This is a genomic window from Mesorhizobium sp. M2C.T.Ca.TU.002.02.1.1 (assembly GCF_003997225.1).
The window spans coordinates 1-12,098 of record NZ_RZTO01000091.1; the positions used below are offsets into that span (position 1 = coordinate 1).

Here is a 12,098-nt window from a genome sequence, read left to right on the forward strand (position 1 = left end):
GCTCCAGCGCCATGACGGAGGGCATGGCCGTGTAGCCCGCCGTGCCGACGGCCATCGCATCATGCGCGCTCATGCCCTCGGGCAGCGGCACCAGCCAGTCGCCCTTGACGCGGGCGCGGCCGGCATAGGCGCCGTAGTGCGTCTCGCCGACGCCCCAGCCGTTGAGGATGACCTTGTCTCCCTTGCGCCAGTCGGCATGCGAGGAGGAGATCACGGTGCCGGCGAAATCGATGCCTGGAACCAGCGGCCAGCGGCGCACGACCGGCGCCTTGCCGGTGATGGCGAGCCCGTCCTTGTAGTTCACCGTCGTCGCCTCGACGGCGACTGTGACGTCGCCTTCCATCAGATCGGCCTCGGTGAGATCGACGACATCGACGGACTGCTTCTTGTCCGCATCGCGCGAAACGAGGATCGCTTTGAAGGTGTCGGTCACGTTTTTCTCCTCGGTTCTGAGCTTTACGTTTTAAGCAATTCCGGACGGAAAACCGCTGCACACTTTTCCTGGAATTGCTCGGAAGTCTGCGGCTTCAACCGCGTCAGGTCAATTGCCGGGCTCTAGATCAAAGAGATAGAGCATGATGTAGTCCGAAAACCGCGACACACTTTTTGCCATCATGCTCTGGGCTTGGCTTCGCGCCGCCAGCCGATCAGTTCGTCGAAGACGACAAGCGCCGCACCGACCGAGATGAAGGCGTCGGCGAGGTTGAACACCGCGAAAGACCAGACGGGCGTGTGGAACAGGATGTAGTCGATGACGTGGCCGTAGACGGCGCGGTCGATGAGGTTGCCGAGCGCGCCGCCGATGATGAGCGCAAAGCCGATACGGGCGACGACATGGCCGGCCGGCGTGCGCGTGGCGAGATAGAGAACGAAGGCGACGACCAGCACGGCGATGACCACCAGGCCGGTATCGCCGAAGGACTGGAACATCGAGAAGGCGATGCCGGTGTTGTAGGTGCGGAACAGCGCCAGGAACGGCAGGAGATCGACCTTCTCCTGGAAAGCGAGCCCGTTCTCGACCAGCTGCTTGATCCACTGGTCGAGCGCAATGGCGATGACGACCAGCACGACATAAGGGGACCAGGATTTCACTTGGGAGTCCTCATCGGCTGTCGTTTGCGGGCTCGAGCTTCAACGCGCCGCGCCTTATCTCGAACAACATCACGCCGGTGGCGACCGCCAGGTTGAGCGAATCGGCCCGGCCGGCCTGGGGGATCCTGAGCAGGCGGTCGCAGCTTTCGGCGAGGCTGTCGGGCAGTCCCTGCTGCTCGTTGCCCATCAGCAGCAGAACCGGCCCCCTGGTAAAATCGACCGAGCGATAGTCGACCGCGCCCTTGAGGTGCGTGCCGACGACAAGACCCGAAAAATCGCGCCGCCAGGCGAGAAAGGCCTGCTCCGTCGCCCTGGCGACCGGCACGGCGAAGATCGAACCCATGGTGGCGCGCACCGTCTCCAGCGAGAACGGATCGGTGGTGTCGCCGACCAGGATCACGCCCCTGGCGCCGACGGCGTCGACGGTGCGGATCACGGTGCCGAGATTGCCGGGGTCGCGCACCCGGTCGAGCGCCACCCAGACGTCGCCGTCCCTGGCGCGGATGTCCCTCAGCGGCACGGTCTGCTGGGCGAAGACACCGACCACCATTTGCGGGTTTTCGCGGCGGGTGATGGCCGCGAGCACCTTTTCCGAGACTTCGAGCACTGTGCCGCCGGCGGCGACGGTCCGCGCGGCGGCCTTTTCTATCGCCGCGTTGCCGCGTCCGGCCTTGGCGAAGACCAGGGTCCTGATCGACCAGCCGAGGTCGAGCGCGTCTATGACCAGCTTCAGGCCCTCGGCCATGAAGGCGTTCTCCTGGTCGCGGAATTTCTTCAGCGCCAGCGCCTTGATGTCCTTGACCAACGGATTGGCAAGGCTGGTGACTTCCTTGACCTGCCCGACAGGGCGGGCGCCGTCATGTGGGTTCATTCAAGCCACCCAGCGCGAGAACAGCGAGGTCGACAGCGCGCGGCCGGCCGACTTCTCGCGAATGATCAGTTCGCCGGATTCGACCGTGCCGCCCATGCCGGCAAAAGTATCGCGCATCAGCGCATGGATGGCGAAGAAGGAGGCGCGGATCGAATAGGCGGTGAGAACGACGGCCAGCGGTTTCGGCGTCAGGATCGAGCGGCAAAGGTCGGTGAGGCCCGGCAGGTCCTCGAACAATTGCCAGACCTCGCCCTTCGGGCCTCGGCCATAGGCCGGCGGGTCGAACAGCACGATGTCGTAGCGGCTGCCGCGGCGCTCCTCGCGCTCGGCGAACTTCACCGCGTCCTCGACGATCCAGCGGATCGGCTTGCCGGAAAGGCCGGCCATCTCCTGGTTCTCGCGCGCCCAGCCGATCGCCTTCTTCGAGGCATCGACATGGGTGACCTCGGCGCCGGCGCGGGCCGCCACCAGCGAGGCGAGGCCCGTATAGCCGAAGAGGTTCAGCACCTTGACCGGGCGCTTCGCCGCCGCGATCAGCCCGGCCATATGGTCCCAATGCGAGGCCTGCTCCGGAAAAACGCCGACATGGCGGAAGGAGGTGAAGCGGCCGAGATAATCGATGCCGTCGTGCTTCATCGGCCAGGTCTCACCGAGCGGCGCCTTGGGAAAGCGCCAGCGGCCGATGCCTTCCTCGTCGGTGTCGCCGGTGAAGATGGCGTCGGCGCGCTCCCATTCCTTCGCTGGAAGGGCGCGCTGCCAGATCGCCTGGCCTTCGGGGCGCACGATGCGGTAGGGGCCATATTGCTCGAGTTTTTCGCCGGCGCCGCTGTCCAGCAGCGCGTAATCGGCGTTGGGCGCGACTTCGAGGATCAATGGCAGGCGCTCGGCGGGAAGCACGCCCTCGCGGCGCGCCAGCACGCGTGGCGCCGGTTTGGCTTCCTGCCGGTCCGCCGGTTTCGTTTCGCGGCGCTCGGCGGGCGCGGCCTGCTGCCGCCCGGCCGGAAACGCATCACGCGGGCGAGGCTGTTCCGCCCTTGCGGGATGCGGGCGGCCATCGCGGCGTTTGTCGCGAAAAGATTTCAAGAAGGATCATCTCCGGCGGTTCGGCCCGCTTCTGCCACAGCTAAGCCCACCGGCGCAACAAAGCCCGGCTTATTCAATGGTGGGTCATCAGCCGTGCCGGACGCCGAGCAGGCCGAAGCAGAGCGAAATGAAGCCAAGCGCCTTGGCCACAGTCACCGCCATGTGGCCGGTTTCCCAACGCAACCGGACGGCTTCGAAGTTTTCCGGAATCGGTCCCGGCGTCCAGGTCGCGAGGATATCGTTTGCCGGTTTGACGAGGCCGAACCAGAGCGCCAGCGCGGCCGTGTAGAGCAATGTGGCCACGAGCACAAAGCGGAAGGCCGTGGATTGACCACGCAGCATCCAGGCAAGCAACGCCGGACAGAGGATCGCGGCGATATCGAGCGGGGCTCCGATCACGGCAAAAAGCAGGAACTGGCCGTTGAAGACCGTCGCCTCTCGCCACAGCGCCGGCGACCATTTCGTCAGCCTGGGCAGCGATTCCAGCACATGGGCAAAGGACGGCCCAAGGCTGAGCGCCGCGACGAAAACGGTCAGCACCGACCAGAAGAACAGGAAACCGCGCATCTCCATCGGGGAGACAACGGGAACGGGACGCAGGCGTTCCGTGGCATCGGCTGCTTGCCGTGATGTGTGGGCCAGCCCTATTGTCCGGCACGCCGGTTAGCGATTCATGTCCCGTTCGGAACGCCTGCTCGACCTGATCCAGATCCTGCGCCGCCATCGCCGGCCGGTGAGCGGCCGCATGCTTGCGGACGAGATGGGTGTGTCGATTCGCACGCTCTACCGCGACATCGCGACGCTGCAGGGGCAGGGCGCGCCGATCGAGGGTGAGGCAGGGCTTGGCTATGTGTTGAAGCCCGGCTTCATGCTGCCGCCGCTGATGTTCACCGACGAGGAGATCGAGGCGATCGTGCTCGGCTCGCGCTGGGTGGCGAAGCAGCCGGACAGGAGATTGGCGGTCGCCGCGGCCGATGCGCTGGCCAAGATCGCGGCGGTGCTGCCGGATGATTTGCGCGAGGATCTCGACGCGACAACGCTGCTTGTCGGACCGCGCTCGGAGAATGCCGAAGCGATCGACCTGGGCATCGTGCGGCAGGCGATCCGCGACGAGCGCAAGCTCGGCTTCCTTTATCGTGACGCCGGTGGAGCAGCATCGAAGCGCCTGGTCTGGCCGTTCGCGCTCGCCTTCTTCGACAAGGTGCGGGTGATGGTGGCGTGGTGCGAGACGCGCCGGGATTTCCGGCATTTCCGCGCCGACCGGATATCCGATCTGACAGCGACCGACATCCGCTATCCGCGCCGCCGCCAGGCGATGCTGAAGGAGTGGCGGGCGGGCCTTGACGCGCCCGGCCGGAACGGCGCGAAAGACGCTTCCGGCTGATCGCTGCTGCCAGAATCTGACAGTAGCTCTGCGTATGGTCTCCAAGGTTCAGATAGTTTGGAGATCAGATATGACCACGCCGAATTTCGTCATCCTCTATGTCGACAGTCCGGAAAAGAGCGGTGCGTTCTATGCCTCCTTGCTCGGACGCGAGCCGGTCGAATCCTCGCCGACCTTCGTGATGTTTGTGCTCGACAAAGGCTTCAAGCTCGGCCTCTGGTCGCGCCACACAGTCGAGCCCGCGGCGGCGGCTACGGGCGGCGGCGGGGAGCTCGTGCTTGCGGTCGAGAGCGCTGCTGCGGTCGATGCCACGCATATCGATTGGTCGGGTCGCGGCCTGAACATCCTGCAGGCGCCGACCGATCTGGACTTCGGCCGCACCTTCGTCGCGCTCGATCCAGACAGTCATCGCCTGCGTGTCTACTGGCCGTTCGAAGGAGCGCAGGGATGAGTGCCTTCTGGGTCGCCGTCGCATCGGCCGAACATGTGCGAATCGGCCGCAGAGATGGCTTCATGCAGGTCAATCACGGCAAGGCGGCGCCGCTGCGGCGCATCAAGCCGGGCGACGGCATCGTCTATTACTCGCCGAGCACCGTGCTCGGCGCGAAGGATGGGCTGCAATCCTTCACGGCGATCGGCACGGTCCGGCAAGGAGAGGTTTATGAGGGAGTCATGGGCGGTGGTTTTACTCCCGCGTGGCGCGACGTCGACTGGCGCGACGCCAGAGAGACGTCGATCAAGCCGCTGCTCGACAGGCTCGACTTCACCGCCGGCAAGCCGAACTGGGGCTACCAGCTGCGCTTCGGCCTGTTCGAGATCAGCGAGCGTGATTTCCGGCTGATCGGCGAAGCGATGGGAGCCAGGCTGGAGAGCGCTGTTATTTGAGCGCCTGGTAGACGGCGATGCCGGCGGCGAGATCCTCAAGCGCTGCGCCAACCGACTTGAACAACGTCATCTCGCTGTCGCTTTGCCGGCCCTGCTTCTCGCCGCGGGCAAGCTCGTGCAGGTCGGCGACGATCGCTTCCGGCTTCAGCACGCCTGAGGCCAGCGGCTGGACGATGTCGCCGGCTTCCTTGGTGGCGCCGGCGCGGGTGTCGACATAGACGCGGGCGCGCTTGATCGCGTCGTCATCGCTTTCGCGCATCGTCGGCGTGAAACCGCCGACGAGATCGACATGGGCGCCGGGCTTCAGCAGCGCGCCCTTGACCAGCGGCGTGTTCGAGATGGTCGCGGAGGCGACGATGTCGGCCTCGGCAAGCTCGGCGTCGAGGTCGCCGGCGGCATTGGCCGGAAGGCCTTCGGCGCGCAAGGCGGCGGCCACTTTTTCGGCATTGGCCGGCGTGCGGTTCCAGATGCGGATGGAGGTGATCGGCCTGACCGCCGAATGCGCCTTGGCAAGGAACGACGACAGCGCGCCGGCGCCGATCACCAGAAGCCGCGAGGCGTCCTTGCGGGCGAGATAGGAGGCGGCAAGCGCCGAGGCGCAAGCCGTGCGCCACTGCGTCAGCCGCTGGCCGTCGATCAGCGCCTGCGGCTCGCCGGTGACGCCGTCGAGCAAAAGATAGAGGCCCATAACCGCCGGCTTGCCGATGGCGTTGTTGTCCGGCGATACGGTGACGATCTTGACGCCGATATGGCCTCCCGCCGAGGTACCAGCGGCATTGAAGTCGGTCCAGGCCGGCATCAAAAGCAGGGTCGAGGCGGCGCCGTCCGGGCGCTCGACGCCATGATGATGGCGAACCGGCTGCACCGCGCCTTCGCGGAAGGCGGTGCGCAATGTCTCGACAAGGCCGGGAAAGGTCAGCGCGCGGTCGACCTCGGCGGCCGAAACGGTCAGCATCGGAGGCTCCGTGAGGCGTTAGCTAGTTCGGCTTGGGCAGCGCGGGTCCATTGGGCGCCGTCGGCGGGCGGCTCACCGCCTGGCGAAGGTTTTCAGCTTCCAGACCGCGCTGGCGCGCGAGCTTGCGGTAGCGCCCCTGCTTCACCCACGTCGCCATGCTGCCGACGACCATGCCGACGGCCAGGGCAAGGAACAGGAAGATGAAAAGCGGCAGGTTCAGCGTCAGCGCGGGATTGCCGGGATGAAATGGATCGAGCGTGAAGGCGACGGGGCCGCGATTGGCGACGGCAAGCGCGATCAGGATGATGGCCAGCGGCACGAAGACCACGACGAGGACGAAGCGATTGAACATCAGATCTCCACAGAGAGAAGCTTGCTAAGCGCGCATGTCCTTGTCCCGAAACCGGCCTCCACTTTCGGGAGACATGCTTTAAGCGCCAAGATGCCGTTTCAACCCGCCGGCGCGCGGCCTATTTGCCGCCGTTCAGCCTTTCGCGCAACTCCTTGCCGGTCTTGAAGAACGGCACCCACTTTTCCTCGACCTCGACGGATTCGCCGGTGCGCGGATTGCGGCCGGTGCGGGCGGGACGGTTCTTCACCGAAAAGGCGCCGAAACCGCGCAACTCGACCCGATTGCCCTCGGCAAGCGCATCGGTGATCTCGTCAAAGATCGCACCGACGATGTTTTCGACATCGCGCAGGAAAAGGTGCGGGTTGCGCGCGGCAATAATCTGCACAAGCTCGGATTTGATCATAGAACGTTCCCCGTAAAACCACTGCAGTCCATTATCAGGATGATTTTATTGCTTTTTTGGCTCGTCCCAGCGAGATGTCAAGGGTGCCAGACCGAAACGAGACCGTCAAGAAACAAGCGGTCGGCGCCGAGCTCGTGAATGACATCGCCGCCGGCATCCGGCAGGCCAAGCGCCTTGGCCGCCAGTTTTGCCATCGACTGGGAAAACAGGAAACCGCCACGCCTGTCCTTGTCCTTCCACTCGACGACCTTGAGCTTGGCGTCCACGCCCTTCGTCGCCAGCCAGTCGATCGCCTCCTGCTCGCCGCCGACGGCGTCGACCAGATGGTTGGCCAAAGCCTGGCGGCCGGTGAAGATCGAACCGTCGGCCAGCGCCAGCGCCTGCTCATGCGTCATCTTGCGGCGATCCGCGACGATGCCGACGAACCAGTCGTAACTGTCGAGGATCAGCTTGCGCACCATGGCGCGCTCGTCGTCATTGGTCGGCTTGAAGGGCGAGGGCGAAGCCTTGAGCGGCGACGATTTCACTTCCTCCAGCTTGATGCCCAGCTTATCCATGAGACCGCTGACGTCAGGGTATTGGATCAGCACGCCGATCGAGCCCACGATCGAGGTCTTGCGGGCGACGATGTGGTCGGCGGCGCTGGCGATCATATAGCCGGCCGATGCCGCCAGCGTGCCGACCTCGGCCACCACGGGCTTGTCGCCGGCAAGCTTGCGCACGGCTTCGAATGTCGACTCGCCACCGACCGTGGTGCCTCCGGGCGAATCGATCGACAGGATGACGCCCTTCACTTCCGGCGACTTGCGGATCGCCTCCAGCCTTTTGAGCAGTTCCTCATCCTCGGTGATGGTGCCTTCGATCTTGACCTTGGCGATATGCGGAACCGCCTGACCGGTAAAATTGTCGTCATAGACCCAGGTTGAGAACGCGATCACCGCAGCCGCCAGAACCAGAAACGCAACCACGCGCCAGAAAGTCAGCTTGCGGCGCAAGCGGCGGCGGTCGATCAGGTCGTCGGCTCTCATTGCCATCGTCAGCCTCATGGATCGGTGGGAAAGCACGCTTTTAAAGCAAGCCTCGGCACACGGCTACCGTTTCCTGAAAATGCCGCGCCGTGAAGCGTTGACGCCGACCTCACGAAAAATTAACGCAACCAAGTCCCTATCTGCTATGAAGTACAAGCCGTCTCGCCGGATTCCTGTCGATTTTGCGGGCGGCAGTTGTCACATTTTTGCAGTTTTGATCCGCTTGTGCTTGCTTGTAGGTGTCGGCATACCACCTATAGGCGATGTTTGGGCGGGCAAAGGTCCATTAGAAAGTCATGTTGGCGCGATCTGACGAAACGAGCGATGCTGGCGAGGCATCGGCTCCGGCGGCCGAGGGCGGCACGCGCGGAGATGCCTTCAACCGCGCGCAGCGGCACTCGCGCCGCGTGCGCGTGCTGAAATTCGCGGTGCCGCTGCTCGCAGTCGCCATCGCCGTCGCCTTTCCAGTCTATTCCTACCTCAAGGCGCCCCTGTCGGTCTCGGTGCAGGCCGACGGCACGGCGTTTTCCGACGGCAAGCTGGTGATGGCCAATCCGAAGCTCAACGGCTTCACCAAGCAGAAGCTGCCATATTCGCTGACGGCGACCAGGGCGACGCAGGATGTCGGCCAGCAGGCCGTCATCGACCTGGACGGCATCAACGCCAAACTGCCCGTCGCCACCGACAACATCGTATCGGTCGACGCCGCGCACGGTATCTACAATCGCGACGCCAACACGATGGACCTGACCAGCGACGTCAGCGTGACGACGACGGACGGCCTGGCGGCGAAGTTCAAATCGATCTTCCTAGACATGGGCAAAGGCTCTATGAAGACGAGCAATCCGGTCGACGTCAGCCGTGGCGGATCGCGCATCACCGCGGACTCGATGTCGGTCGAGGACAACGGCAGGCTCGTGGTCTTCGAGAACCGGGTTCGCGTCAACATAGATCCAGCCGCGCTGAAGGCAGCGGGGGTAAACGGTGGAGAACAGAATGCGTCGCAGTAAATCCGCGTGGGCTCTGGGCGCTGCCTCCGCATTGCTGTTCTTGGCGACGGCGCATTCCTTCGCGCAATCGAGCGCGACCAGCCAGGTGTCGGGGCTCAAGCTGTCCGGCGACCAGCCGATCCAGATCGAGAGCGACAAGCTGGAGGTCCGGCAGGCCGACAGCATGGCCATTTTCAGCGGCAATGTGACGGTCAATCAGGGGCCGACGCTGCTCAAGGCTGGCAAGATGACCGTGTACTATGTCAAGGACCCCAAGGCTGACAAAAGCGCGGCTGCCGGCGCGTCGGCAATGACAGGCGCCGCCAATATCGATCACCTTGAGGTCGAGAACAAAGTCTACGTCAAGTCGAACGACCAGGTCGCCACCGGCGACAGCGGCACGTTCGACATGAAGACGCAGGTGCTGGTGCTCAAGGGCAAGGAAGTGGTGTTGTCGCAGGGCGACAATGTGCTCAAGGGCTGTAAGCTCACCGTGCAGATGAAGAGCGGCCTCGCCAATGTCGACGGCTGCGGCGGCCGCGTGATGATGTCGTTCACGCCCCAGAAGCAGGGCGCGCAGCAACAGGGAGCGTCGGGCAACTAATGGCCGGCGTAACCTCGCTGCTGGCCCGTCTTCCGGGACGGGCGGCCGCAAAGCCGGCTGCCCCGGCGACGGTCGGCACCGACAAAGCGAAGTTCAAGGGCACCTTGATCGCCAAGGGCCTGACAAAGAGCTACAAGGGCCGCAAGGTGGTGAGCGGGGTGACGCTCGGCGTGCGCGCCGGCGAGGCCGTTGGCCTGCTTGGCCCTAACGGCGCCGGCAAGACCACCTGTTTCTACATGGTGACCGGCCTTGTTCCAGTCGATGAGGGCTCCATCGAGATCGACGGCTTCGATGTCACCTCGATGCCGATGTACCGGCGCGCCCGCCTTGGTATCGGCTACCTGCCGCAGGAAGCATCGATCTTCCGGGGCCTTAACGTCGAGCAGAATATCCGCGCTGTGCTGGAAGTGGTCGAGAAGGATCGCAAGGTGCGCGAACGCAACCTCGACGAGCTGCTCGAGGAATTCCACATCAGCCATCTGCGCAAGGCACCCTCGATGTCGCTGTCGGGCGGTGAACGGCGTCGCCTCGAAATCGCGCGGGCGCTGGCGACGCGGCCGGCCTATATGCTGCTCGACGAGCCTTTCGCCGGTATCGACCCGATCGCCGTCGCCGACATTCAGCAGCTCGTTCGCCACCTCACGGCCCGCGGCATCGGCGTCTTGATTACCGACCACAATGTGCGCGAGACGCTCGGCCTGATCGACCGCGCCTATATCATCCATGCCGGCCAGGTGCTGACGCATGGCCGCGCCGACGAGATCGTCGCCAACGCCGATGTGCGGCGTCTTTATCTCGGCGAGGGCTTCACGCTCTGACTGCCGGTTTTCGGGCTGTGGCGCGATTTTCGAAGGTCGCGTGGCGGCTTTTCGCTATTTTAGCGCTCGATAACGCTCCGGTAAGCCCCGGCTGCTAGCGTTTTCCTTGACAAGCAAAAGCCGGGCCAGTTTCTATGCCCGACCGAAAAACAACTGTGCGACGCGTAGACGAGGCGTTTGAATCCCACCATGGCGCTGGCAGCCAAACTGCAGCTCAGACAGTCCCAGTCGCTGGTGATGACGCCGCAGCTGATGCAGTCGATCCGCCTGCTGCAGCTCACCCATGTCGAGCTCGAGCGCTTCATCGACGAGGAGATCGAGCGCAACCCGCTCCTGGAGCGGGCCGAGCCGCAAGACGACGCCACAGGCGACCAGGCCCAGAAAAGCGAGGCGGCGCCGGAGCGGGCTTCCGAAGGCGACTGGTTCGCGGGCGAGACGGAATGGAGCGCGGAAGCGATCTCGCAAAAGCTCGATTCCTCCCTGGAGAACCTGTTTCCCGACGACCCCGGCACCCATGAGAGGCTGGGGCCGGACCTCACGGCGCAGTGGAAGTCGGCTGCCGGCGGCGCCGCCGGCTCAGCATCGTCCGAGGGGTTCGATGTCGGCGACATGGCCGCGGCCGCCGTCACGCTGCGCGAACATGTCGGCGAGCAGATCGCGCTTGCTTCCCTCAGTCCCGGCGAACGCCTGATCGCGGGCGAGCTCGCCGACGGGCTCGACGAAGCCGGTTATTTGCGCACCGACCTCGGCGAGATCGCGGCCCGGCTCGGTGCGGACGAAGCGGCGGTGGCGCGCGTGCTTGGCGTCTGCCAGACCTTCGAGCCGCCAGGACTTTTCGCGCGCGACCTCGCGGAGTGCCTCTCGCTGCAACTTGCAGGGCGCGACCGGCTCGATCCGGCGATGAAAGCGCTGGTCGCCAATCTCGAGCTCCTGGCGCGGCGGGATTTCCAGACGCTGAAACGCATCTGCGGCGTCGACGAGGAGGACCTCCTCGACATGCTGGCGGAGATCCGCGCGCTCGATCCGCGCCCCGGCCTGGCGTTTTCGGGCGGCGCGAGCGATGCGATCGTCGCCGATGTCGAGGTGCGCGCCGCCAATGACGGCAGCTGGGCGGTGGAGCTCAACGCCGACACGCTGCCGCGCGTGCTGGTGGACAATGTCTACTTCGCCCGCGTTTCGAGCCACGCCAAGGATCAGGCGGAAAAAGATTTTCTCGCCGAATGCCTGCAGAACGCCAACTGGCTGACGCGCAGCCTCGATCAGCGGGCCAAGACCATTCTCAAGGTGGCGTCGGAGATCGTGCGGCAGCAGGATGCCTTTCTCGTGCATGGTGTGCGTCATCTCAAGCCGCTCAACCTGCGCACGGTGGCCGATGCCATCGGCATGCATGAATCGACCGTCAGCCGCGTCACCGCCAACAAATACATGCTGACGCCGCGCGGCGTCTTCGAGCTGCGCTATTTCTTCACGGCATCGATCGCCTCGGCCGAAGGCGGCGAAGCGCATTCGTCCGAGGCCGTGCGCGATCGCATCAAGCAGATGATCGACGAGGAAAAGCCCGCCGACGTGCTTTCCGACGACGCCATCGTCGACATGCTCAAGGAAAGCGGCGTCGACATCGCGCGCCGCACCGT

The 12,098-nt window shown here is 64.6% G+C and carries 16 protein-coding genes; 7 read left to right on the forward strand and 9 right to left on the reverse strand.

Annotated features, from left to right (window positions below):
* The 5 genes from EOD07_RS07440 to EOD07_RS07460 form a co-directional block, all read right to left on the reverse strand.
* Positions 1-433: alcohol dehydrogenase catalytic domain-containing protein (locus EOD07_RS07440; protein WP_164772104.1), on the reverse strand; the 433-nt coding region annotated here is incomplete at its 3' end.
* A 179-nt stretch (positions 434-612) separates the two neighbouring features.
* Positions 613-1,092 (reverse strand): signal peptidase II, encoded by a 480-nt coding sequence (gene lspA / locus EOD07_RS07445; RefSeq protein WP_073989810.1) that lies wholly within the window; start codon positions 1,090-1,092, stop codon positions 613-615.
* 10 nt (positions 1,093-1,102) lie between these two features.
* Positions 1,103-1,963, reverse strand: a complete 861-nt coding sequence (locus EOD07_RS07450; protein WP_127234682.1) for an RNA methyltransferase — start codon at positions 1,961-1,963, stop codon at positions 1,103-1,105.
* The gene (locus EOD07_RS07455; RefSeq protein WP_127234684.1) at positions 1,964-3,046 is read right to left on the reverse strand and encodes a class I SAM-dependent rRNA methyltransferase; all 1,083 of its coding nucleotides are present in this window, start codon (positions 3,044-3,046) and stop codon (positions 1,964-1,966) included.
* An 87-nt stretch (positions 3,047-3,133) separates the two neighbouring features.
* Complete coding sequence (locus EOD07_RS07460) at positions 3,134-3,619, reverse strand: DUF1772 domain-containing protein (RefSeq protein WP_127234686.1); 486 nt, start codon at positions 3,617-3,619, stop codon at positions 3,134-3,136.
* Between the two features lie 100 nt (positions 3,620-3,719).
* On the opposite strand from EOD07_RS07460, the gene EOD07_RS07465 reads away from it, so the two are divergent.
* The 3 genes from EOD07_RS07465 to EOD07_RS07475 all read left to right on the forward strand — a co-directional run bounded on the left by EOD07_RS07465 (position 3,720) and on the right by EOD07_RS07475 (position 5,315).
* Positions 3,720-4,430, forward strand: coding sequence for a YafY family protein (locus EOD07_RS07465; RefSeq protein ID WP_127234687.1), 711 nt, complete (start codon positions 3,720-3,722; stop codon positions 4,428-4,430).
* Positions 4,431-4,500: 70 nt separating this feature from the next.
* Complete coding sequence (locus tag EOD07_RS07470; RefSeq protein ID WP_127234689.1) at positions 4,501-4,881, forward strand: VOC family protein; 381 nt, start codon at positions 4,501-4,503, stop codon at positions 4,879-4,881.
* Entirely contained in the window at positions 4,878-5,315 is a 438-nt protein-coding gene (locus EOD07_RS07475; RefSeq protein WP_127234691.1) for an EVE domain-containing protein, read from the forward strand. Before EOD07_RS07470 ends, EOD07_RS07475 begins: the two co-directional genes overlap by 4 nt.
* On the opposite strand, the gene EOD07_RS07480 is transcribed toward EOD07_RS07475, so the two are convergent.
* The 4 genes from EOD07_RS07480 to sppA all read right to left on the reverse strand — a co-directional run bounded on the left by EOD07_RS07480 (position 5,308) and on the right by sppA (position 8,059).
* A complete protein-coding gene (locus tag EOD07_RS07480) occupies positions 5,308-6,270 on the reverse strand; it encodes an ornithine cyclodeaminase family protein (RefSeq protein WP_127234692.1) in 963 nt (320 codons plus the stop codon). The genes EOD07_RS07475 and EOD07_RS07480 overlap by 8 nt on opposite strands.
* A 22-nt stretch (positions 6,271-6,292) precedes the next feature.
* On the reverse strand, positions 6,293-6,622 hold the full coding sequence (locus tag EOD07_RS07485) for a DUF1049 domain-containing protein (protein WP_127234694.1): 330 nt from the start codon (positions 6,620-6,622) through the stop codon (positions 6,293-6,295).
* Between the two features lie 118 nt (positions 6,623-6,740).
* Positions 6,741-7,025 carry an integration host factor subunit beta gene (locus EOD07_RS07490; RefSeq protein ID WP_027165368.1) on the reverse strand — a complete coding sequence of 95 codons (285 nt, stop codon included), beginning with the start codon at positions 7,023-7,025 and terminating at the stop codon, positions 6,741-6,743.
* 77 nt (positions 7,026-7,102) lie between these two features.
* Positions 7,103-8,059 (reverse strand): signal peptide peptidase SppA, encoded by a 957-nt coding sequence (gene sppA, locus EOD07_RS07495; RefSeq protein ID WP_127234695.1) that lies wholly within the window; start codon positions 8,057-8,059, stop codon positions 7,103-7,105.
* 290 nt (positions 8,060-8,349) lie between these two features.
* Between sppA and lptC the strand changes: the two genes are divergently transcribed.
* From lptC to rpoN, 4 genes are all read left to right on the forward strand, one after another.
* Entirely contained in the window at positions 8,350-9,063 is a 714-nt protein-coding gene (gene lptC, locus EOD07_RS07505; protein WP_073989818.1) for an LPS export ABC transporter periplasmic protein LptC, read from the forward strand.
* On the forward strand, positions 9,050-9,646 hold the full coding sequence (locus EOD07_RS07510) for an LptA/OstA family protein (RefSeq protein ID WP_127234699.1): 597 nt from the start codon (positions 9,050-9,052) through the stop codon (positions 9,644-9,646). Before lptC ends, EOD07_RS07510 begins: the two co-directional genes overlap by 14 nt.
* Positions 9,646-10,464 carry an LPS export ABC transporter ATP-binding protein gene (gene lptB / locus EOD07_RS07515; protein ID WP_040997483.1) on the forward strand — a complete coding sequence of 273 codons (819 nt, stop codon included), beginning with the start codon at positions 9,646-9,648 and terminating at the stop codon, positions 10,462-10,464. Before EOD07_RS07510 ends, lptB begins: the two co-directional genes overlap by 1 nt.
* A 189-nt stretch (positions 10,465-10,653) precedes the next feature.
* Positions 10,654-12,098 (forward strand): RNA polymerase factor sigma-54 (gene rpoN, locus EOD07_RS07520; RefSeq protein ID WP_127234701.1); only part of this gene is annotated, 1,445 nt, incomplete at its 3' end.

Excerpts from the sequence above, each read along its gene's own strand:
- EOD07_RS07510 (WP_127234699.1), top strand. The coding sequence starts at position 9,050 with ATGCGTCGCAGTAAATCCGCGTGGGCTCTGGGCGCTGCCTCCGCATTG.
- EOD07_RS07485 (WP_127234694.1), bottom strand. The coding sequence starts at position 6,622 with ATGTTCAATCGCTTCGTCCTCGTCGTGGTCTTCGTGCCGCTGGCCATC.
- sppA (WP_127234695.1), bottom strand. The coding sequence starts at position 8,059 with ATGGCAATGAGAGCCGACGACCTGATCGACCGCCGCCGCTTGCGCCGC.
- EOD07_RS07475 (WP_127234691.1), top strand. The coding sequence starts at position 4,878 with ATGAGTGCCTTCTGGGTCGCCGTCGCATCGGCCGAACATGTGCGAATC.
- EOD07_RS07490 (WP_027165368.1), bottom strand. The coding sequence starts at position 7,025 with ATGATCAAATCCGAGCTTGTGCAGATTATTGCCGCGCGCAACCCGCAC.
- lptC (WP_073989818.1), top strand. The coding sequence starts at position 8,350 with ATGTTGGCGCGATCTGACGAAACGAGCGATGCTGGCGAGGCATCGGCT.
- EOD07_RS07470 (WP_127234689.1), top strand. The coding sequence starts at position 4,501 with ATGACCACGCCGAATTTCGTCATCCTCTATGTCGACAGTCCGGAAAAG.
- lptB (WP_040997483.1), top strand. The coding sequence starts at position 9,646 with ATGGCCGGCGTAACCTCGCTGCTGGCCCGTCTTCCGGGACGGGCGGCC.
- EOD07_RS07480 (WP_127234692.1), bottom strand. The coding sequence starts at position 6,270 with ATGCTGACCGTTTCGGCCGCCGAGGTCGACCGCGCGCTGACCTTTCCC.
- EOD07_RS07465 (WP_127234687.1), top strand. The coding sequence starts at position 3,720 with ATGTCCCGTTCGGAACGCCTGCTCGACCTGATCCAGATCCTGCGCCGC.
- EOD07_RS07460 (WP_127234686.1), bottom strand. The coding sequence starts at position 3,619 with ATGGAGATGCGCGGTTTCCTGTTCTTCTGGTCGGTGCTGACCGTTTTC.
- EOD07_RS07450 (WP_127234682.1), bottom strand. The coding sequence starts at position 1,963 with ATGAACCCACATGACGGCGCCCGCCCTGTCGGGCAGGTCAAGGAAGTC.